The organism is Neobacillus sp. PS3-34, from assembly GCF_030915465.1.
Classification (GTDB): Bacteria; Bacillota; Bacilli; order Bacillales; family Cytobacillaceae; genus Neobacillus_A.
On sequence record NZ_CP133267.1, the window covers coordinates 1,125,360 to 1,146,082 of the forward strand.

14 protein-coding genes, 7 pseudogenes and 1 riboswitch are annotated in these 20,723 nt (G+C 42.8%); of the genes and pseudogenes, 2 read left to right on the forward strand and 19 right to left on the reverse strand.

The window, feature by feature from the left end:
* Window positions 1-100: 100 nt before the first annotated feature.
* The 3 genes from RCG23_RS05680 to RCG23_RS05690 form a co-directional block, all read right to left on the reverse strand.
* Complete coding sequence (locus RCG23_RS05680; protein ID WP_308178934.1) at window positions 101-886, reverse strand: 3-hydroxybutyrate dehydrogenase; 786 nt, start codon at window positions 884-886, stop codon at window positions 101-103.
* A gap of 40 nt (window positions 887-926) precedes the next feature.
* Window positions 927-2,366 (reverse strand): GntP family permease, encoded by a 1,440-nt coding sequence (locus tag RCG23_RS05685; RefSeq protein WP_308178935.1) that lies wholly within the window; start codon window positions 2,364-2,366, stop codon window positions 927-929.
* Between the two features lie 313 nt (window positions 2,367-2,679).
* Window positions 2,680-3,390, reverse strand: coding sequence for an ArsR/SmtB family transcription factor (locus RCG23_RS05690; protein WP_308178936.1), 711 nt, complete (start codon window positions 3,388-3,390; stop codon window positions 2,680-2,682).
* A gap of 108 nt (window positions 3,391-3,498) precedes the next feature.
* On the opposite strand from RCG23_RS05690, the pseudogene RCG23_RS05695 reads away from it, so the two are divergent.
* Window positions 3,499-4,103: pseudogene (locus RCG23_RS05695) on the forward strand (flavin reductase).
* 45 nt (window positions 4,104-4,148) lie between these two features.
* Here RCG23_RS05695 and RCG23_RS05700 read toward each other — a convergent pair.
* The 4 genes from RCG23_RS05700 to RCG23_RS05715 all read right to left on the reverse strand — a co-directional run bounded on the left by RCG23_RS05700 (window position 4,149) and on the right by RCG23_RS05715 (window position 6,026).
* The gene (locus RCG23_RS05700) at window positions 4,149-4,715 is read right to left on the reverse strand and encodes a PhzF family phenazine biosynthesis protein (protein WP_308179975.1); all 567 of its coding nucleotides are present in this window, start codon (window positions 4,713-4,715) and stop codon (window positions 4,149-4,151) included.
* Window positions 4,685-5,017, reverse strand: a complete 333-nt coding sequence (locus RCG23_RS05705) for a PhzF family phenazine biosynthesis isomerase (RefSeq protein WP_308178937.1) — start codon at window positions 5,015-5,017, stop codon at window positions 4,685-4,687. The genes RCG23_RS05700 and RCG23_RS05705 overlap by 31 nt, the downstream gene beginning before the upstream one ends.
* A gap of 136 nt (window positions 5,018-5,153) precedes the next feature.
* Complete coding sequence (locus RCG23_RS05710) at window positions 5,154-5,330, reverse strand: YciI family protein (protein ID WP_308178938.1); 177 nt, start codon at window positions 5,328-5,330, stop codon at window positions 5,154-5,156.
* A gap of 30 nt (window positions 5,331-5,360) precedes the next feature.
* A complete protein-coding gene (locus RCG23_RS05715) occupies window positions 5,361-6,026 on the reverse strand; it encodes an NADPH-dependent F420 reductase (protein WP_308178939.1) in 666 nt (221 codons plus the stop codon).
* Window positions 6,027-6,192: 166 nt separating this feature from the next.
* Here RCG23_RS05715 and RCG23_RS05720 point away from each other — a divergent pair, with 166 nt between their 5' ends.
* Complete coding sequence (locus RCG23_RS05720) at window positions 6,193-7,056, forward strand: LysR family transcriptional regulator (RefSeq protein ID WP_308178940.1); 864 nt, start codon at window positions 6,193-6,195, stop codon at window positions 7,054-7,056.
* A gap of 208 nt (window positions 7,057-7,264) precedes the next feature.
* Here RCG23_RS05720 and purD read toward each other — a convergent pair.
* The 12 genes and pseudogenes from purD to katA all read right to left on the reverse strand — a co-directional run bounded on the left by purD (window position 7,265) and on the right by katA (window position 20,507).
* Window positions 7,265-8,541: pseudogene (gene purD, locus RCG23_RS05725) on the reverse strand (phosphoribosylamine--glycine ligase).
* Between the two features lie 39 nt (window positions 8,542-8,580).
* Window positions 8,581-10,119, reverse strand: a complete 1,539-nt coding sequence (gene purH / locus RCG23_RS05730) for a bifunctional phosphoribosylaminoimidazolecarboxamide formyltransferase/IMP cyclohydrolase (protein ID WP_308178941.1) — start codon at window positions 10,117-10,119, stop codon at window positions 8,581-8,583.
* Between the two features lie 8 nt (window positions 10,120-10,127).
* A complete protein-coding gene (purN, locus tag RCG23_RS05735; RefSeq protein WP_308178942.1) occupies window positions 10,128-10,697 on the reverse strand; it encodes a phosphoribosylglycinamide formyltransferase in 570 nt (189 codons plus the stop codon).
* Window positions 10,694-11,717 (reverse strand): annotated as a pseudogene (purM, locus tag RCG23_RS05740) (phosphoribosylformylglycinamidine cyclo-ligase). Before purM ends, purN begins: the two are co-directional and overlap by 4 nt.
* A gap of 20 nt (window positions 11,718-11,737) precedes the next feature.
* Window positions 11,738-13,152, reverse strand: a pseudogene (gene purF / locus RCG23_RS05745) (amidophosphoribosyltransferase).
* Window positions 13,128-15,354 (reverse strand): annotated as a pseudogene (gene purL, locus RCG23_RS05750) (phosphoribosylformylglycinamidine synthase subunit PurL). Before purL ends, purF begins: the two co-directional pseudogenes overlap by 25 nt.
* Window positions 15,338-16,023, reverse strand: a pseudogene (gene purQ / locus RCG23_RS05755) (phosphoribosylformylglycinamidine synthase subunit PurQ). The pseudogenes purL and purQ overlap by 17 nt, the downstream one beginning before the upstream one ends.
* Window positions 16,020-16,273, reverse strand: a pseudogene (gene purS, locus RCG23_RS05760) (phosphoribosylformylglycinamidine synthase subunit PurS). The pseudogenes purQ and purS overlap by 4 nt, the downstream one beginning before the upstream one ends.
* A complete protein-coding gene (purC, locus tag RCG23_RS05765) occupies window positions 16,261-16,986 on the reverse strand; it encodes a phosphoribosylaminoimidazolesuccinocarboxamide synthase (RefSeq protein ID WP_308178943.1) in 726 nt (241 codons plus the stop codon). The pseudogene purS and the gene purC overlap by 13 nt, the downstream one beginning before the upstream one ends.
* 37 nt (window positions 16,987-17,023) lie before the next feature.
* Window positions 17,024-18,187 (reverse strand): 5-(carboxyamino)imidazole ribonucleotide synthase, encoded by a 1,164-nt coding sequence (gene purK / locus RCG23_RS05770; protein WP_308179976.1) that lies wholly within the window; start codon window positions 18,185-18,187, stop codon window positions 17,024-17,026.
* The gene (gene purE / locus RCG23_RS05775; RefSeq protein WP_308178944.1) at window positions 18,174-18,662 is read right to left on the reverse strand and encodes a 5-(carboxyamino)imidazole ribonucleotide mutase; all 489 of its coding nucleotides are present in this window, start codon (window positions 18,660-18,662) and stop codon (window positions 18,174-18,176) included. The genes purK and purE overlap by 14 nt, the downstream gene beginning before the upstream one ends.
* A gap of 127 nt (window positions 18,663-18,789) precedes the next feature.
* Window positions 18,790-18,891: riboswitch (purine riboswitch) on the reverse strand.
* Window positions 18,892-19,052: 161 nt separating this feature from the next.
* On the reverse strand, window positions 19,053-20,507 hold the full coding sequence (gene katA, locus RCG23_RS05780; protein WP_308178945.1) for a catalase KatA: 1,455 nt from the start codon (window positions 20,505-20,507) through the stop codon (window positions 19,053-19,055).
* Between the last annotated feature and the right edge of the window lie 216 nt (window positions 20,508-20,723).

Sequence of the window (20,723 nt, forward strand, 5' to 3'; positions counted from 1 at the left end):
GGGAAATTTCTAAAATTTCATACGAAAGACCCCCATTAGATCTTACTCCAAACAGGGGTCTTTTTCCTTGAAAATTAATCGTGCGAATTGAAGAATTGGTTTATTGAACAGTATATCCTCCATCCAGGACAACCGCCTGGCCTGTAATCCCTCTTGCTTTTTCACTAGCTAAAAAGACAGCATAGTCGGCAATTTCTGAAACTGAAAGCAGCCTTTTTTGTGGTACAAGCGGGTAGATTACTTCCTCAATGACTTTCTCAAGCTGAACATTCCTGGTCACAGCAAGATCCTTCAACTGGTTCTGGACCAACGGGGTATCCACATAGCCCGGGCATAAAGCATTTACGGTAATGCCATGTTCTGCACCTTCCAACGCAGCAACCTTTGTTAAACCAATGACACCGTGCTTGGCACTATTGTATGCGGCTTTACCGGCAAAGCCGACAAGCCCATTAATAGAAGCCATATTTATGATTCGTCCGTATCCCTGTCTCTTCATCAATGGGAATACGTTTTTAATCGCAATGAATGGAGCAGTTAGCATGACATTAACCAGCAGCTTAAATTTCTCAGTTGGAAATTCTTCAATCGGAGAAACATATTGCAGACCAGCATTATTGACTAAAATATCGATGCTGCCAAAAGATTGATATGCATGCTCAAGGCTGGCTTTAAACGCCTCCTCATCGGTAACATCACAAGGTGCCGAGATTGCTTCAAACCCTTGATCCTTTAATTCCAAGGCAACCGAATTACTGCTTTCTTTGTTTAAATCCGAGATCACTACCCTTGCTCCGTCAAGAGCATACGCTTTTACAATTTCCAGGCCAATTCCGCTTGCAGACCCGGTGATAAAAGCTGTTTTTCCTTCAAGGAGCTTCCCCAAGACCGTTCCTCCTTCCGTAAAAAAACAATTCCTTTTCCGTTTACACTATTCCAAATAAAGAATAAAGAGCAATAATAAAGAACACGGATAATGTTTTAATGACAGTTATCGCAAAAATATCCTTATAGGATTGTTTATGTGTTAATCCTGTAACCGCTAGCAAAGTGATGACTGCACCATTATGCGGAAGCGTATCCATGCCCCCGGAAGCCATTGAAATAACACGGTGCATTACTTCAGGGGGAATATTAGCAGCAGCAATAGCCTGATTGTATTTTTCAGACATAGCACTTAAGGCAATCCCCATACCGCCGGAAGCAGATCCTGTTATACCTGCTAAGGTTGTTGTGGTAACCGCGCCATTTACAAGCGGATCAGAAAATGTACCGGAAATTCCGTCACTGATAGACTTGAAGCCAGGAAGTGAGGCAATTACTCCTCCAAATCCGTATTCAGCGCCAGTATTCATCGTGGCAAGAAGCGATCCGCCAATGCTTAGGTTAAGTCCTTCTTTAAAATTCACCGTAACCCGTTTCCAATCATAGGCCATAGTGGCAATAATCCCTACAATCAGGGCCAGCTCGACTGCCCAAATCGCAGCAACTGCCGGAACATCCACCGCGTACGTCTTTAATCCAATCGCTGAAAAATCAAATCCGTTTGGATACCATTTAGGAATATACGTAACAAACACTTTATTCATCACGCCAACTAAAACGAGCGGAACAAACGCCAAAATCTGTTTCCCAAGAGATTGCTGTGTTGAGAAATCTGGAACTGTGTTTCCTTTTTGAATTGCGGCAGGGCCATTGGCTGCTGCGGCGGTTTCCGTTCCGAAACCAAAGTAGCCCTCTCCAGCTTTTTCTGCCTTTCTGCGGCGGGACTCCAGATAAATGAATCCCAGAATGAAGACAAAAATCCCTCCAAGGATACCAAGTACAGGAGCAGCATAAATATCTGTTTTAAAGAATGAAACTGGAATAACGTTTTGGATTTGAGGGGTTCCAGGCAACGCATCCATTGTGAAAGTGAATGCTCCCAGGGCAATTGTTCCTGGAATTAGGCGTTTTGGAATATTCGCTTCCTGGAACAAATGGGCAGCAAAAGGGAAAATAGCAAAAACTACTACAAATAAACTTACGCCGCTATAAGTTAAGATAGCGCCAAGCAAAACAATGGCCAAAATTGCCCTCTTTGCTCCAATCATCTTCACAATTGTTTTTGCAATGGACTCAGCAAGTCCTGACATTTCTACCACTTTACCGAAAATAGCACCTAATAAAAATACCGGGAAATAGGATTGAATAAAGCCGACCATTTTCACCATAAACACGCCTGAGAAGAATGGCAGTACATACCCTGGTTCAGTTAATAAAACAGCAAAAAGTGCACAAAGCGGAGCGAATAAAATAACAGAAAAACCTCGATATGCTACGAACATTAAAAGTCCGAGCGCAAGTAAGATAACAATTAAATCCATGTAAATCCCCCTTGTTCATTCTTTAGTTCAATTCAAACTTCATCCTATCCATCGGTAAGCGTTTACAAAATACCCCTTTGCCCTCCTTCTTCAAAATTTTGATACACTTAATTCTTTTGCAAGTTCCGTGCCAAAAAAAATTATTTTTTCTAAATTGTTTTAAAATTCACTTTTTATCCAAGCTTATTTTTGATTTTATTAACATGATTGTATTGGAAATACCCGAACCGTTTTCCGATATTCCGGAAAATTTTTATAAATCGTTCCGTAAAAACGGAAAATTCCGCTTTCGCGGAATTTTAAAAGGATGGACTTATTTAATTTTTGTTTCCCTATTTTTCATATCAATTGAAAACTTCTCCATGAATTCCCTTTTTCCTATGTTGGTAATCACTAGTGCACGGGTATTTGGCTGCCGTTGAATCCAATTCAAATCAATAAATCTCTCAAGTAAAGCATTACCAACCGCTCCGGCTATATGAAATTTGCGTTCACTCCAATCCAGGCATTTATGGCAAAAAGATCTTCGTTTTTTTCTCATGACATCTAAATCGATACCAAAAGAAATACAGAATGTAACTCCTTCTTCAGTAAGTTTAAAACCATCTTGGGTATCGGCAATATAACCTTTTTTTATTAGGGATTCCGCTAATTGGACACCTAAATATCCTGCAACATGATCATAACAGGTTCGCGCATGTCGGATTGCCTTGTCCTCCACAGATTGTTTTAATGAGTTAACCTGTGCTGGCGGAGTTAGAGTCAGCAGCGTTTCAATTATGCGTGCGATCTCCTGGTTTTGCAGCCGGAAATATCGGTGCCTGCCCTGCTTTACGGCTGTAATCAAATTTTCCTCTAACAATTTTGATAGGTGAAAGCTGGCTGTTTGAGGTTTAATTTTCGCAATAGAGGCAAGCTCTCCGGCGGAGTAAAAGCGATCATCCAACAAACTAGTTAAGATAGCGGCTCTTGAGGGATCACTTATGATTCCCGCAATTGCTGGCAGGTTAGGGTTTATATTCATGTTTATCACTCCAAAATGCATTCCATATTTCGATCATTATGGAATTAATAATCGTTTATTATGATTTTACAAAAGAAAAAAGGAGAGGTTACCTTGAAACCAGAATTAATTAGTTCAAAATCTATCGTCATAAATCCCAAAATACTTTATTACGGTACGCCTGTTATTTTACTAAACACCCTTAACTCCGATAACTCGACTAATATTAGTCCGATTTCTTCCTCCTGGGCATTGGGAGATTACATTATCCTCGGAATAGGAACCGGAGGAAAAGCCTTTGAAAATCTTGAAGCTCATCGTGAGTGTGTAATTAACATTCCGAATCCTATACTTTGGGAAAATGTAGAACGCCTGGCCCTTTCACTGGTAAAAATCCTGTACCCGACTATAAAAAAGAACATGGGTTTTCCTACGAAAAGGATAAATATTATGCTAGCAGGCTCACTGCAATAGAATCTCACGATGTAGTTCCTACAAGAATAGCAGAATGCCCAATTCAAATTGAAGCCATCGTAAGGGATATCCGTGTTCCAAAGTATTCCACTCATTTTGCCATCATTGAAACAGAGGCTCTGAAAGTACATTCACATGAAGATATATTGGTTAATCACCAACATATTGACCCTAAAAAATGGAGTCCTCTCATTTATAATTTCCGCCATTACTTTGGTCTTGGCCAGGAAATGGGGAAAACATTTCGTTCTGAGACTTAATAAAGAGTAAAGGGTTGGAGAGGTTTGATGAACAGGACCTCTCCTTCAAAGGAGCATCGCTTTTCCGGTTATGCTAGTCATCGTAATTTCACCATTTTCACTATATACATTAGCCTCAATATAACTTGGCCTTCCCATTGAGACACCTTGCACGATTTTATACGTATCCACTCCTGTTAAATCTTCATTAAAGCTTTTGTTCAAATAAAAATAAGTACCAAGAGCCGACGCCGCAACTCCTGTTGCAGGGTCCTCATCATAACCTGCTTTGTTCGGAAACTGCCGAGCCTGCACAAGCTTCTCATCATAATCCTCTATGGAAAATGGATAAAATCCAGTTGCACCATATTTTTCGCATATTTCCCATAGGTAAGGGAAATTTGGGGACAGCTTATGGAGAATAGCGGTACTCTTTATATGAATTAAAAGTTTAAAACGTGATGTGGACACAGACTTTATTCCAGCCGCTTCGATCTCTGCAGGCTTCACATTTAATGCCCTGCTAACGTCTTCGATGGGAGGGACTTTTTCGCAAACTTTAGGAGGGAATTGAGTAACCTCTACTTCAATTTCACCACCCGCTAAGCTCCACTCAGCTTGAATGGGCCTAATAAGGTATCAATATTTAATGGTGAATTTTTTACCATTCCTTTGTTTACCAATACTGTAACACTGCCAATTGTCGCATGGACACACATTTCCATTTCATTATTAGGTACAAAATATCGAAATTGAAATTCACAATCTTTGTGCTTGGACGTGCTGACAAAACAGGTTTCATGTCCCAATTGCCTGGCAATGGCCTGCATCTCTTTCGATGAAAGATGGTCACTGTTTAAAATGACCGGACATGGATTTCCTCCTTCATTATTAAGAGGGAACACAATGGTATGAACAATCTCGTGCTGATTCATTTTATCTCTCCATTTCGATTGACCTATTATTCAAAAAATGAAGCGTAATTCTCCGCGCTCATGGATGCATTAAATTCAAGGATTTCATACTCTGCCGCTTTTTCTCTCCAGAAAGGATCTTCTTGAATGATTGTTTCTAACTCAGCTTTTGTTGCCCTCCCCGCAATGATAATTCCTCCCGTTCTTGGTGCTTTACGCCGGACATCGAAAAAGGCCAGTCGGCATAATATTTTTTTAAAAATTGAACGTGTTCATCTCTAAGTTTATCGATCTCTTCTAGTGGTTTAATATAATTCAGATTAATGATAAACATCCTTACTCCTCCTTTTCATGACTCAATAAATTACTGTTGCTCCAATGTTGGTTTCTCAGCAGGTGCCTTCAACCCGAATAGCCGATTTGAGATATATGGATAATTTCCATACCTGATTGCCATTTCCCTTTCAAATAGAGTAAATCTTTCTATAATCCGATTATTTTTCAACATTCCACCGTCTAGAATCCTGAAGGGACTTGGCTTGAGAAGATTCATGACTATTTCTTTTGCGTATGGATGATCTGATGTAATATAAACATCACTTTTCACTCCGTCGTAAATCGGTTTATAAAAAACTTGAAAATAGGTATTCTTAAAAGCACCAACGATATTAGCCTCAGGAACCACCTTCTGTAACTCCTCTGCAGCAGATTGACCCCATTTTAATGTGAAGTCAGTAAAGTCTTCTGTAAAAGGATTGGTGATATCGACAAGTATTTTCCCTTCCAGTTTCTCACTATTTTCTTTCGCCCATGGGATAAGATCCCTAAACAAAAGGGCAGGAATAATGATATCTGCCTGCAATGCTTCTTCATATGAAACTGGAACAATATCGGTAAATTTATTTTCCTCAATTAAAGCGTGAACTCGATCTTCATTTCTTGAAGCCCAAAGGAGTTCGTCGACAATGGGAGCAACGGTTGTAATGATACCTTTGCCCATCCGCCCTGTTCCGATAACTGATACTTTCATTTAAATCACCCTTTTGTTATAAGATTAATTTAATCGTATCGCAGGAACTCCTTCTGAAAAATAATCATTATTTTTCTGCCCTGTAACTTTTAGTTGCAGCTCTCGTTTCTTTAGGATAAAAATGGTATATAAAGTTAATTCGAGCTACTCCTAAAGGATGATGTATATGAATCTCGAGTATTTTAATAGTTTCATAGAAACCGCAATTGAAAAAAGCATGTCAAAGGCGAGCCAAAAAATAAATATTTCACACCAAGCGTTGAGTAAGCAAATTAGAATTCTTGAAGAGCACTATGGAGTACCCTTATTCAAGCGGTCTGCATCGGGTGTCGAGCTTACAAAAGCAGGAATTTTATTATATACAAGACTTCATCCCCTTCTTGAAGAATATTCCTCTATCGAAAAAGATTTGAAAAAGCTAAAAGCCTTACAAACATACAGGTTAGGTACGCTGCCAAGTCTTGCAGGTTCCTACATTCCGCCTAAAAACCTTAAAGCAAAGAAAGAAGGAATTGAACTCGAAATCGTAATTAAAAATACTAGCCCGGACTTGGCTGTTCTTTTGGAAAAAGGGGAATTGGATGCAGCAATCCTGGAGGGAGTGCATTTTCATAATTTCTTTTGGCATACGAAATTATATAATGAAGCCTTATACGCTATATTACCTGTAGGCCATAAATTTTCCGTTTATCCATCTGTATTACTTGAAGAAATCAGTGAGGAGCCTTTCGTTTTATATCCGCCAAAATGTGGTATTAGAAAATGCGTTGCTGGTATTTTGAACGATGCGGGAAAACAATTGAAGGTAGCAACAGAGATAGAATTTAGTGAACATCTAATCGGGTATGTTGCCGCAGGTGCAGGAATTACTGTAGTCCCAGAAAATACGGTCCGCCATCTGGACAACCCAAAGGTTAGGGTCATTCCGCTTAGCAACACGAATGCTGTCCGGACTATTTCACTGGTTTCAGGATCCGAAATAACTGGCAAACTTCTCTATAAATTTTTCAAGCAGGGAAATAACAATTAACAACCGAGCTATGAGATGAAAAGAGGAAATAATTTATTTTAATTACTATTGAATCTAAAAATCTAGTTTTTGCTTCAAAAAAGCTCCTAAAAAGTCATTTTTTAACCTAAAAGTTTGCATTTTCAGGGCGAAAACGATACTTTACCCATCAAAAAAAGGCTGTCGTGCTCAGTCGTCATTCACGACAGAGCACGACAGCCTCTTCATATTATGAAAGTGTATTACAGTTACTAAGTGCACGATAACCAATATCTGAGCGGTAAAAAACACCTTCAGCAGTTATTTTATCAACTTCATGATAAACCTTTTTTTGAGCTTCTTTTATCGATGATCCTTTTGAACCGACGAGTAGAACCCGTCCCCCAGCAGTTTTCCATTCTCCATCCGGCGTTTTAACCGTGCCCGCGTGAAAAAGGTAACTATCTCTGCTTATTTGATTTAAACCATTAATAACCTTCCCCGTGTAATAAGCCTCTGGATATCCTCCTGAAGCGAGCACAACACCGATCATTGACTCCTCTTCCCATTCAATCTCTGGCACTTCGCCGTTTAAAAGTTGCATGATGACTTGGACAAGGTCTGATTTCATCCTCGGTAAAACAACTTGAGTTTCCGGATCACCGAAGCGGGCATTAAACTCGATAACCTTTGGCGTGCTTCTGTTTTAATCAAGCCGGCAAACAATACTCCGCAAAAACTTCTGCCTTCGTTAACCAGCGCAGCGGCTACAGGATTTAAAATGGTTTCGACCGCCGCTTTTATTATGTCATCCCCTATTTGCGGTACAGGAGAATACGTACCCATTCCGCCTGTATTCGGTCCACGGTCTCCATCATATGCCCGCTTATGATCCTGCGCAATTTCCATTGGTACTACAATTGGACCATTCACAAATGCCATTAGGGAAAACTCTTCACCAGTCAAAAACTCTTCAATCACAACTATGTCTGCGGAAGAACCAAATTTCTTATCCATCATCATATCCTCTAGGCTGGCAAGCGCCTCTTCTTTTGAAAAAGCAACGACAACACCTTTACCGGCTGCAACACCATCCGCTTTTAGGACAATAGGAGCACCCTTTTCTTCTATATATGACCTGGCTTCTTCATAATCAGTAAATGCACGATAGTCCGCCGTCGGAATTTCATAACGCTGCATTAAATCTTTTGCGAACGATTTGCTGCCTTCAATCATGGCAGCTTCCATTTTCGGTCCAAATACCAGGAGGCCAGCCTCAATAAATCGATCGGCGAGACCCTCAAGCAAGGGAACTTCTGCTCCGATGATTGTCAGTCCTACTTTGTTTTTCTTCGCAAATTCAACTAGTTTTTCTTGCTCATTCTCATTGATTGGAATGATATCGGCGACAGAACGGATTCCGTCGCTTCCAGGTGCAGCGAATACCTTCTTAATCTGGGGGCTTTCCCGCAATTTCCGGCAAATCGCATGCTCCCTGCCACCTCGGCCAATTACCAGGATATTCATGGGCTTCAACCTCCATTAATAAAATAAGAATTCGAACGCTTAGTGCCTGAAATGTCTTACCCCAGTAAATACCATAGCAATTCCATACTCATCGGCTTTCTTAATTGAATCCTCGTCTTTAATAGATCCCCCAGGCTGGATGATGGCCGTAATGCCCGCTTTTGCCGCAGCCTCAACAGTGTCGTCCATTGGAAAAAACGCGTCAGAAGCCAGGATAGCCCCTTCAGCTATATCCCCCGCCTGTTCCAGTGCAATCTTCGCGGCACCGACACGGTTCATTTGGCCTGCACCGATTCCAATTGTCATATCTTCGCTAGATACCACAATCGCATTTGACTTAACATGCTTGACTACCTTCCATCCGAACTTAAGTGCCTTCCATTCTGCCTCAGTTGGTTCTCTCTTTGTTACTACTTTTAATTCAGCATCTGCCAAAGACAACTCATCTACGGCCTGTACAAGCAGTCCCCCTGCGATCGAAGTCAGCCGAGTTTCTTTTTTGCTTTCCATCTCTAAAGGGATCACAAGCAGCCGGACATTCTTTTTGCCTTTTAAAATTTCCAGGGCCTTGTCAGAAAAAGCAGGAGCAATGATGATTTCAAGGAAAATTTCATGTAGCTTTTGGGCTGTAGCAGCATCCACTTCACGGTTTAACGCAATAATTCCTCCAAAAATGGAAACCGGATCTGCTGCGAAAGCTTTCGTGAAGGCATCATAAATTGTTTCTCCTGTTCCGACACCGCATGGGTTCATATGCTTGACAGCAACGGCTGCAGGCTCTGAAAATTCACCCACGATACTAATTGCAGCATCAGCATCATTAATATTGTTATAAGAAAGTTCCTTGCCGTGTAGCTGTTCTGCATTGGCAATCGAAACAGTCGAACCAAGAGGCTTACGGTAAAACGAAGCATGTTGATGAGGATTTTCCCCGTAACGAAGCCCTTGTTTCAATTCATATGTTACCGTTAAATTTTCCGGTGTTTCTTCTCCGGTTTTTTCGGTCATGTATTCTGCAATTAAGGCATCATACGCAGCCGTATGGCGGAATACTTTAGCCGCCAGCCTCTGTTTTGTGGAAGCTTGAACTAAACCAGTTTCTTTCAATTCACTAATAATAGAAGGATAGTCTGCCGGATCTACTGTGACTGTCACATATTTATGGTTTTTGGCAGACGCACGGAGCATCGCCGGACCGCCGATATCAATTTGTTCGATCGCTTCTTCAAACGAAGTTCCAGGTGTAGCGATTGTTTTTTTGAATGGATAAAGATTTACACAAACGATCTGAATGGGTGTAATCCCATGCTCGGAAAGCTGCTTCTGGTGGGAAGGGTCGTCAGCTTTCGCCAGCAGCCCGCCGTGAATCATTGGATGTAACGTTTTTACCCTACCTTCAAGTATTTCGGGAAATCCGGTTATCTCGCTTACACCTTTTACAGCAATGCCTTTTTCCTGCAATGCTTTTTTCGTGCCGCCTGTTGAAATAATTTCAAAGCCCAGTTTTTCGAGTTCGGACGCAAACTCAACGACACCGCTCTTTTCAGAAACGCTGATTAATGCTCGTTTTATCATCATATGTCTCCTCACTGACAAGTTAGTAATTTTTGCAATATGACAGGATAAAGTTGATGTTCTATATTCTGTATTTTGTCCTGCAGACTCTTTCTTGTTTCATTATAATCAATTTCTATTGTCTGTTGGGCAATGATGGGCCCCGTATCCATTCCCTCATCTACAAAATGGATGGTCACTCCGCTTTTATTTGCCTGTGCTTCCAGAGCTTGGCCGATGGCATCCTTTCCGGGAAAGGATGGCAGAAGGGAAGGGTGGATATTTACGATGTGCCCTGTATATTCAGCTAACAGGGTAAGGCTTACCAATCTCATATAGCCGGCCAAAACGAGATATTCAATATCCTCATTCTTTAATTCTTGCAATATACGCAGCTCAAAGGCTTCTTTATTAGGGAAGTCCTTTGCTGAAAAGACGAAATAAGGGATACTATTCTGCTCCGCACGTTCAATTACATATGCGCCCGGCCTGTCACACACCAGCAGTTTGACATTAGCCTGAAGGCTTCCTTCATTGACTGCATCCAGGATTGCCTGAAAATTACTCCCGCTTCCGGAAGCGAAAACAGCGATATTCTTCATCCGATTTGCACACCTTTACGAGAGGTAACACTTCCAATTTCGAATGATGCCTCACCTTGTTCATTGAAGTGCCTAATTAATGAAGCAGCAGAATCTTTATCAACTGCAATAACCATACCAATACCCATGTTAAAAATATTATACATTTCAGACCGAGCCAATTGGCCCTTTCCTCTAAAAGCTGAAAAACAGGCAGGGTGGGCCAGTTGCCTTCTACAATTTCTGCCCCTAACCCATCAGGCAGCATCCTCGGAATATTTTCGATAAAACCGCCCCCGGTAATATGGCCATTCCTTTGATATTATACTTTTTTAACGCTGATAAAACAGGTTTAACATAGATTTTGGTAGGACGTAGCAATTCTTCGCCTAGCGTGCAGCCAAGTCCATCTATATATTCATCCAGCATCATTTTTTCTTTTTCAAGGAGGATTTTTCTGACAAGCGAGTAACCATTGCTGTGCAAGCCGCTCGACCCAAGGCCGATAAGGATATCCCCTTCCTGGATAGCCTCTCCCGATACCAGGTTTGACTTTTCACAAGCACCGACAGCAAAACCAGCAAGATCATATTCTTCCTCTGAATACATGCCAGGCATTTCCGCGGTTTCACCACCTACAAGGGCGCAGCCAGCCTGGATGCAGCCTTCAGAGATACCTTTTACAATACTTTCTATTTTTTCAGGGATCGCTTTCCCGCAGGCAATATAGTCCAAAAAGTATAAAGGCTCAGCACCCTGGACGACGATGTCGTTTACGCACATGGCAACAGCATCAATACCAATCGTATCATGCCGATCACATAAAAATGCAAGCATCAGCTTTGTCCCTACTCCGTCCGTACCTGAAACCAATACCGGCTCTTTCAATTTCAAAGAAGACAAATCAAACATTCCGCCAAAGCCGCCAAGACTTCCCATTACGCCTTGCCTCTTAGTCTGATCCACATGCTTTTTCATTCTCGTCACCGCTTCATAACCAGCTTCGATATCAACACCGGCTTGTTTATACGCATTTGCCATTTACTATACCTCCTAGGACTTTAACATTTCTGAAGTGTAGATGCCGCTGTTTCAGGATAAATCTCGGTCGGATAATTTCCGGTAAAACAAGCAAGGCATTGCCCGTGTGAGCTCCCGTCAGTGCTATGGCCTATCGCTTCAATCATTCCTTCTACACTTAGAAATGTCAGTGTATCAGCCCCAATTATTTTCCTAAGCTCTTCTACTGAGTTTTTCGAGGCAATTAATTCATCTCTAGTCGATGTGTCGATGCCATAGAAACATGGATTTTTAATCGGAGGCGAGCTAATGACGACATGGACTTCTGTTGCGCCCGCTTCTTTTAACATGGAGACAATCCGCCTGCTCGTCGTCCCCCGTACAATCGAATCGTCAACCATGATGACTCTTTTACCTTCAACTACTCCTCTTACGGGAGAAAGTTTCATCTTTACCCCTTGTTCCCTCAAAGATTGAGAAGGCTGGATAAACGTTCTGCCCACATATCTGTTCTTAATGAGGCCCATTTCATAAGGAATGCCTGAGGCTTCTGCATAGCCAATCGCTACCGAAATACTCGAATCAGGAACGCCTGTTACGACATCGGCCTCAATCGGTACTTCAACAGCTAGCCGCTTTCCGAGATTTTTTCTGGCAGTATGAACATTAATGCCGTGAATGTTGCTGTCCGGCCTTGAAAAATAAATGTATTCCATTGTGCAAATCGATTTCGTTGTGCTCAATGAAAATATTTCCGAGCGCATTCCCTCGTTATTGATAATCAGGAGTTCCCCTGGGACTACATCCCTGACAAATTCTGCACCAACAATATCAAATGCACACGTTTCAGAAGCAATCACATACGCATCGCCAATTCTGCCGACAGACAATGGACGCAGCCCATTCGGATCCAAAGCAACAAGCATTTCTTTTTCAGTCATAATTAGAAAGGCATAAGCCCCTTTTAACATGGTCAGTGCGTTTTTCACCTTGTCCTTTAATTCAGAAAAGCCGCTCCTTTTAATCAAATGGGCAAGTACTTCCGTATCAGAGCTTGTTTGAAAAATACTGCCCTGCCCTTCAAGCTGATGCTTTAAGGACTCGGCATTTACCAGGTTCCCGTTATGGGCGAGCGCGAGGCTGCCGCTTTGCGAATGAAACAGAAGAGGCTGGACATTTTCATATCCACTCCCACCAGCTGTGGCATAACGCACGTGTCCAATAGTCGCATTGCCGCTGATTTCTTCCATTGTATCGGCTGAAAATACCTCGGTGACCAAACCTTCGCCTTTATGCCCTTTCAGTTCGGTACCATCAGTAACTACCATCCCAGCACCTTCCTGCCCGCGGTGCTGGAGGCTATGAAGTCCATAGTACGTGATTTGCGCTGCATTCGGATGGCCCAGACGCCAAAAACTCCACATTCTTCATTTAAACCCTTGATTTCAGCAAGCATGGAATGGCCCCCTTCCAAACGGTTTCTAACTCTTGTACATTAGCTTCAAGCAATGGTTTATCATTTGAAAAGATAGTCAGAATAGAAGAATCGGTGACTACTCCTGCCAATAAGGCATCGATAACAAAGTTTTCGAATGCTTCCTTGTTTTCTTTTTTAACAGAAACAATAAAACGAGATTGTGTTTCACTGAAAAGAGCTGTGACTGCCTCACCAGCTAAATTCACACAGGCACCCAGTCCTTTCGTGCCAATCAGGCATTCAGAAAGTGCAATGGCGAGTCCGCCTTCCGATACATCATGCGCCGACGAAATGAGACCCGCACGAATAGCTGTAAGTATCTGCCTCTGCCTTTTTTGTTCCAAATCTATATCAATTGCAGGCGCTTTTCCGAAAATCTTTCCATACATCAGCTTTTGCAATTCACTCCCGCCAAAGTCACTGCCCGTTTCGCCTAAGACATAGATAAGGTCGCCAGGATTTTTAAAGCTTTGTGTGGTAATGTGGTCAAGGTCTTCGACTAGTCCGACCATCCCGATTACGGGTGTCGGATAAACCGCTGTTCCGTTCGTTTCATTGTAAAGTGAAACATTGCCTCCAATAACCGGAGTCCCTAACACCTGACAAGCCTCACTAATGCCATCCGCAGCTTTTTCGATTTGCCAGAATATCTCCGGCTTCTCAGGATTTCCAAAGTTCAGGCAATCGGTAATGGCAAGGGGTTCAGCCCCTGAGCAAATGATGTTTCTAGCCGCTTCTGCAACGGCAATTTTCCCGCCTATTTCCGGATCCAGGTATAAATAACGCGAATTGCAGTCGGTCGTCATCGCAAGCGCCTTTCTGGTGCCGCGGATCCGAACAACCGCTGCATCCGAGCCAGGTGCGACAACGGTGTTGGTACGAACCATGTAATCATACTGATTGTACACCCATTCCTTACTTGCAATCGTCGGCTGCTGGAGCAGCTTCAAAAATGCAGCATGGTAATCTTCTACATTCGGAATCTCTTCTTCCAGTCTCTGAAACTCGCGATAATATTCAGGCTCGGAGGAAGGCTTATGGTATACAGGTGCTTTTTCAGCAAGAGCGTCTGCCGGAACATCCGCCACCACCTCGCCTTTGTGAAGAAGGCGGAGCATTTTATCATCCGTAACCCGTCCAACTGAAGTAGCTTCCAATCCATACCGTAAAAATAAATCACGGATTTCCTGTTCCCGCCCTTTTTCTATCACCAGAAGCATTCGTTCCTGTGATTCGGACAGCATCATTTCGTAAGCAGTCATTCCCGCTTCACGCTGCGGAACAAGGTCAAGATTCATTTCGATTCCCATGCCTGCCTTGCTGGCCATTTCAGCAGAAGAGCTGGTCAAGCCTGCAGCACCCATGTCCTGAATGCCAACAAGCGCATCAGACTTTACTGCTTCAAGACAAGCTTCCAAGAGCAGCTTTTCCATGAAAGGATCTCCGACTTGAACGGCCGGACGCTTATCCTCTGACTGCTCATTCAGTTCCTCTGAAGCAAAGGTTGCCCCGTGTATGCCGTCACGCCCTGTCTTGCGCCAACATACATAACCGTATTACCTGCACCATGCGCCTGCCCTTTTTTAATATCCTCATGATTGATCAGGCCGACACACATCGCATTGACAAGAGGGTTTCCTTCATAGGAGGAATCGAATTGCACCTCTCCGCCCACTGTTGGGATGCCAATGCAATTTCCATAGCCGGCAATTCCAGCGACAACTTCTTTAAATAGATATTTTACTCGCTCATTATCCAGCTCGCCAAAACGCAAGGAGTTTAAAAGAGCAATAGGCGGGCTCCCATTGAAAACACGTCACGGATGATACCTCCGACACCTGTCGCCGCTCCCTGATATGGCTCGATCGCCGACGGATGGTTATGGCTCTCAATCTTAAAAACAACCGCCTGTCCGTCCCCAATATCGACAATTCCGGCTCCCTCTCCCGGTCCCTGCAAAACCCTTTTACCCGTTGTCGGGAACTTTTTCAATATAGGCTTGGAATTTTTATAGCTGCAATGCTCGGACCACATTACTGAGAATAGTCCTGTTTCCGTAAAGTTCGGTGTTCTTCCGAGAATATTTTCCACCATGGAAAACTCTTCATCTGATAAACCCATTCCCTGATAAATCTTTTCCGCTTTTACTTGTTCTGGACTTGGTTCAAGCTTTAACAACATATGCTTCCCTCCAGTTTTTGACGATTGATTGAAAAAGCTTGAGGCCATCCGCTCCGCCTAATAACGGGTCGACTGCACGTTCCGGATGCGGCATCATTCCGAGCACATTGCCCGCTTCATTCGTTATCCCGGCAATATTTTCAATGCTTCCGTTAGGATTTTTACCGTTGTATGAAAAAACAATCTGATTGTTATTCTTTAATAGTTCCATCGTCTCTTCGTCGCAAAAATAATTGCCTTCTCCATGAGCAATCGGCACAGTGATAATTTCGTCTTTATTAAACGCAGCCGTGAACATCGTCTCATTGTTCTCTACTTTCAGTTCGACATTTTCACAAATGAATTTCAGGCTTTCATTGCGGCGCATGGCCCAGGAAGCAATCCGGCTTCAAGCAGAATTTGAAATCCATTGCATACACCAAGAACCGGTTTCCCTGCAGCCGCCGCTTTCACTACTTCCTTCATGACACTGCTAAAGCGGGCAATCGCACCTGAACGCAGATAATCGCCGTATGAAAAACCACCTGGCAACAGGATTGCATCAAACGAGTCAAGGCTGTCAGCATCATGAGAAACGTACTCTACTTCTTCGCCTAGTTCATCCCTTATAGCATGGTACATATCGATATCACAGTTCGAGCCTGGAAAAACGATGACCGCAAACTTCACTGGGCAACACCCTCCTCAATTTCAAAGCGGTAATCCTCAATTACGGTATTTGCAAGTAATCGGCTGCAGATTTCGTTGACGATATCCTCTATTTCCCGATCCGATTTTTCGATTTCAAGCTCCATATATTTACCGATCCTTACATTACTAACGGAGCCATAGTTCAATGAATGCAAGGAACTCTTTACCGCTTCCCCTGTGGATCCAATACACTTTCACGCAATGTGACGAATACCTTTACTTTGAACATGCTGTTTGCCCCCCTATTTTTTCTAAAACCGTTTCATATGCTTCTGTCAGGCTGCCTAAATCGCGACGGAACACATCTTTGTCCAGCTTTTCATTGGTTTTAAGGTCCCATAATCTGCAAGTATCAGGAGAGATCTCATCAGCAAGCAAAATTTCACCCTCTGGATCCTTCCCGAATTCAAGTTTAAAATCGATAAGGCGAATATTTATTTCTTCAAAAAATCCTGTTAAAATCGCATTTATTTTGAGTGCCCTCTGCTTTAGCTCTTCCACTTCCTGTTTGGTGGCAAGCTGTAATTCATAAATATGGTCTTCTGTTAAGAGCGGGTCACCTAAAGCATCATCTTTAAAGTAAAATTCCACAAGCGGACGCCAAAGTTTTATTCCCTCTTCCATACCAAGGCGTTTGGAAAAGCTTCCCGCGGCATAATTGCGGACTACGACTTCCAGAGGGATAATCGTTACCCGCTTAACCAGCTGCTCAGTTTCAGAAAGCTGCTGCACAAAATGGGACTTTATTCCATTTACCGCAAGCTGTGAAAATAGCAGGCTCGTAATCTTATTATTCAAAGTACCCTTACCGGCAATCTCTGCTTTTTTCTCTCCATTAAACGCTGTAGCTGAATCCTTGTATTCAATCCATACTAATCCCGGGTCATCAGTTGCATAAATCCGCTTTGCTTTTCCTTCGTATAATAAATCGCCTTTTTCCATTCGGCATCCCTCCAGAAGCTTTTTCACTCACTGTCTATCAGTTCACTTTTCCTGCAGCTGTTTTTCTTTCAGCCCAAACCGGACTCTCATCAATTTCATTAAGGGCGTTTTCGACTGACTTTCCCACTATCGTGATATGACCCATTTTTCTTTTGGTCCTCGCTTCGCCCTTCCCGTATAAATGGATTTTCCAATCGGACGGGGTGGGTAATTCCTCAATCAGCATTTCCATATGTTCGCCAAGGACATTGACCATGACCGCCGGCTGCAAGAGTTCCGTGCCTCCGAGCGTCCAATTGCAAATCGCCCTGATATGCTGCTCAAACTGTGAAGTCGCACAGGCGTCAATTGTATAATGGCCGGAATTGTGGGGACGGGGCGCCAGTTCGTTTATAAAAATTTTTCCTGTATCTGTCACAAACATCTCGACTGCAACGGTTCCAATTAAATTGATTGTGTCTGCCAGGCCGCATGCCATCCGAACGGCCTCCTCCTCAATTGAATCGCTGATTAGAGCTGGCACGATTGTTTTAAACAGGATGTTTTCTTTATGAATGTTTTCCGCCGCCGGGAAAACGGAAATTTCCCCGTTTGCTTTTCTTGTAACAATGACTGATATTTCTTTTTCAAAAGAAAGCCATTTTTCAAGCACGCACTGACCCTGGCTAAGCAATTTGCTTGCAGCCGCAAGATCTTCATCCGACTTTAAGACCGACTGCCCCTTTCCGTCATAGCCTCCTCTTGTCGTTTTTAATACGGCAGGATATCCGCCAAGAGCTTGAATTTTCCCTATAAGGTTTTCGCCATTTTCAACTATTTCAAATGGAACAACCTCTAAACCTGCCTGTTGGATTGCTGCTTTTTCTTTTATCCTATCCTGTGTTATTTCCAGAATATCTTTCCCTTGAGGAACATAAGCGTTTTCGCATAGCCATTGGAGCGCTTTAGCATCTATATTTTCAAATTCATACGTAATCACATCACTGAAATCTGCGAGCTGCCTTATAGCATCCAAGTCATTGTAATCTCCGATGATTGGATAATCTGCTACCTGGCCACACGGCGAATCTGGCTGTGGATCAAGCACGGCAATCCGGAATCCCATTGCCCTTGCTGCTAGCGCCATCATCCTGCCCAACTCGCCGCCGCCAATAATACCGATTGTCTGTCCTGGCAAGATCACTTTTTCACTCAAGCTCATCACTGCTTTCCAACACCAGATTTTTGGTCTCTTCCCTTACCTGGTTAATTCTCTCTGCTATTTCTGAATCAAAGGCACCAAGTATTTGGGCTGCCAAATATCCAGCATTCACAGCACCTGCCGTACCGATTGCCACTGTAGCAACCGGAACACCTCCAGGCATTTGCACGATTGATAGGAGTGAATCGAGACCCTTTAATGCTTTTGACTGAACAGGGACACCGATAACCGGAATGGTTGTTTTAGCCGCCACCATTCCAGGAAGATGGGCAGCCCCCCCTGCTCCTGCGATGATAACCTTTAGGCCTCTTTCTTTTGCAGTTTCGGCAAATTCGAACATAAGATCAGGTGTCCTATGGGCGGAAATGACCTTCTTTTCGTAGTAAATTTCGAGCCTATCAAGAATCTGACATGCATGCTTCATCGTTTCCCAGTCCGACTTGCTTCCCATTATCACTGAAACATCAGGTGTCATTACCGTCTCCCCTTTTAAAAAAATAAAAAACCCGGACAGACCGTTTTCTCTATAAGAGAAAGCAATCCATCCGGGCCAATAGTATAAAGCATGCACTTAAATAAAAGATGCACAGCACTATTTGCTGAATATCGATACTTTCCCTCATAGTCCAGCCATTTACGGCAGCCGGGTAGAAACTTATGGGCCATATCCCCATGATTATACGAGGTGAAATTTAGTTTTTATTGATAATTCCATCTTAACAACCTTCATTATGGTATGTCAACAATCATATGGCGAACATTAATATTTAAATCAATAAAAACGTTCGTGTTTTTGTTTTTTCGGATTCTGCCAAGCTTTATAAAAACAGCCCTCACCAAATTGATGAGGGCTCCTTGTAATCTATTAAACTTCCTGTGGCACCGCTAAACCCAGTCCCTCAGCAACACGTGTACCATACTCAGCATCGGCTTTATAAAAATGCTGGATTTGGCGAAGCTTTATTTCATTACTTTCCACTGGCTTCATGGCTCCGACAACGTTTTGAACAAGACGTGCGCGTTCCTCTTCGTTTAGCAAACGGTATAAATCGCCAGCCTGTGTATAATGGTCATTATGGTCATAAGCAACACTGTCAGCTTCGCCTGAGACTTCAAATGCTGCCGGCTTGTTCTCCGAAGTTTCCTTTGGTCCCTCAAAGCTGTTTGGTTCATAATAAACCGAACCGCCACCGTTATTGTCAAAACGCATTTGGCCATCGCGCTGATAATTATTCACTTCATTGCGTGAGCGGTTAATTGGCAGTGCCTGGTGGTTCGCACCTACCCTGTAACGATGCGCATCGTGGTAAGCAAACAAACGGCCTTGAAGCATTTTATCCGGTGAAACATCTATTCCCGGTACCAGTGTTCCTGGCGAGAATGTTGCCTGTTCCACTTCTGCAAAATAGTTTTCAGGATTCCGGTTTAATACCATCCTTCCAACTTCCAGCAGAGGATAATCTTTTTGCGACCATACCTTTGTTACATCAAATGGATCAAAGCGGTACGTATCGGCATCCTCAAGCGGCATGATTTGAACATATAATTTCCATGCCGGGAAATCGCCTTTCTCAATTGCATTAAATAAATCCTGGGTGTGATAGTCAGGATTCTCACCAGCAATCCGCGTGCCTACTTCCTCTGTCAGGTTTTTAACGCCTTGCTCTGTTTTAAAATGATACTTAATCCAGACACCCTTGCCTTCCGCATTAACCCATTTGAACGTGTGGCTTCCGAAACCGTGCATATGGCGGTACGTTGCCGGTATGCCCCGATCTGACATCAGGATGGTTACCTGGTGAAGAGACTCAGGCGATAAAGACCAGAAATCCCAGATTGCATTTGGGTTTTTCAAATGCGTGGCAGGATGGCGTTTTTGTGTATGTATAAAGTCTGGAAACTTTATAGCATCCCGGATAAAGAATACAGGTGTGTTATTACCCACGAGGTCATAATTGCCTTCCTCAGTATAAAACTTCACAGCAAAACCACGCGGATCTCTTACTGAATCGGCTGAGCCATTCTCACCGGCTACAGTTGAGAAACGTACAAATAGCGGCGTACGTTTTCCCACTCCCGATAAAAACTTAGCCTTCGTGTATTTTGTCACATCGTTCGTTACTTCAAAATAACCATGTGCCCCTGCTCCTTTTGCATGCACAACCCTTTCAGGCACGCGTTCACGGTTAAAATGGGCAAGCTTTTCCAACAAATGGACATCCTGGATTAAGGTAGGGCCACGAGAACCAGCCGTCATCGAGTTTTGATTGTCTCCTACAGGTGCACCCCAGCTTGTTGTGAGTTTGTTATTAGTGGTCATTTTATCACCTCATAAGTTTTATAGAATTCTATTATTTTAAATAATAGCATCTATAATTAAAATATCAATACTTTTTTATAATAATTATAAAAAAGTATTTAATACAAAAAACTTTATTTTCCGTTTATTTATTTTTATTAATGGTTACTCGATTGTATTCATCCAAGCTCGTGCTCATCCCAATTTATTTTATCGGGATTTTCATAATCCTTAGGA

Coding starts and splice junctions, on each gene's coding strand:
- purE (WP_308178944.1), bottom strand. CDS start 18,662: ATGACACCTGATGTTTCAGTGATAATGGGAAGCAAGTCGGACTGGGAA.
- RCG23_RS05715 (WP_308178939.1), bottom strand. CDS start 6,026: ATGAAAGTATCAGTTATCGGAACAGGGCGGATGGGCAAAGGTATCATT.
- RCG23_RS05710 (WP_308178938.1), bottom strand. CDS start 5,330: ATGTTTATCATTAATCTGAATTATATTAAACCACTAGAAGAGATCGAT.
- RCG23_RS05685 (WP_308178935.1), bottom strand. CDS start 2,366: ATGGATTTAATTGTTATCTTACTTGCGCTCGGACTTTTAATGTTCGTA.
- purH (WP_308178941.1), bottom strand. CDS start 10,119: ATGATGATAAAACGAGCATTAATCAGCGTTTCTGAAAAGAGCGGTGTC.
- purC (WP_308178943.1), bottom strand. CDS start 16,986: ATGGAAAAAGGCGATTTATTATACGAAGGAAAAGCAAAGCGGATTTAT.
- purK (WP_308179976.1), bottom strand. CDS start 18,187: ATGAGCTTGAGTGAAAAAGTGATCTTGCCAGGACAGACAATCGGTATT.
- RCG23_RS05720 (WP_308178940.1), top strand. CDS start 6,193: ATGAATCTCGAGTATTTTAATAGTTTCATAGAAACCGCAATTGAAAAA.
- purN (WP_308178942.1), bottom strand. CDS start 10,697: ATGAAGAATATCGCTGTTTTCGCTTCCGGAAGCGGGAGTAATTTTCAG.
- RCG23_RS05705 (WP_308178937.1), bottom strand. CDS start 5,017: ATGAATCAGCACGAGATTGTTCATACCATTGTGTTCCCTCTTAATAAT.
- RCG23_RS05690 (WP_308178936.1), bottom strand. CDS start 3,390: ATGAATATAAACCCTAACCTGCCAGCAATTGCGGGAATCATAAGTGAT.
- katA (WP_308178945.1), bottom strand. CDS start 20,507: ATGACCACTAATAACAAACTCACAACAAGCTGGGGTGCACCTGTAGGA.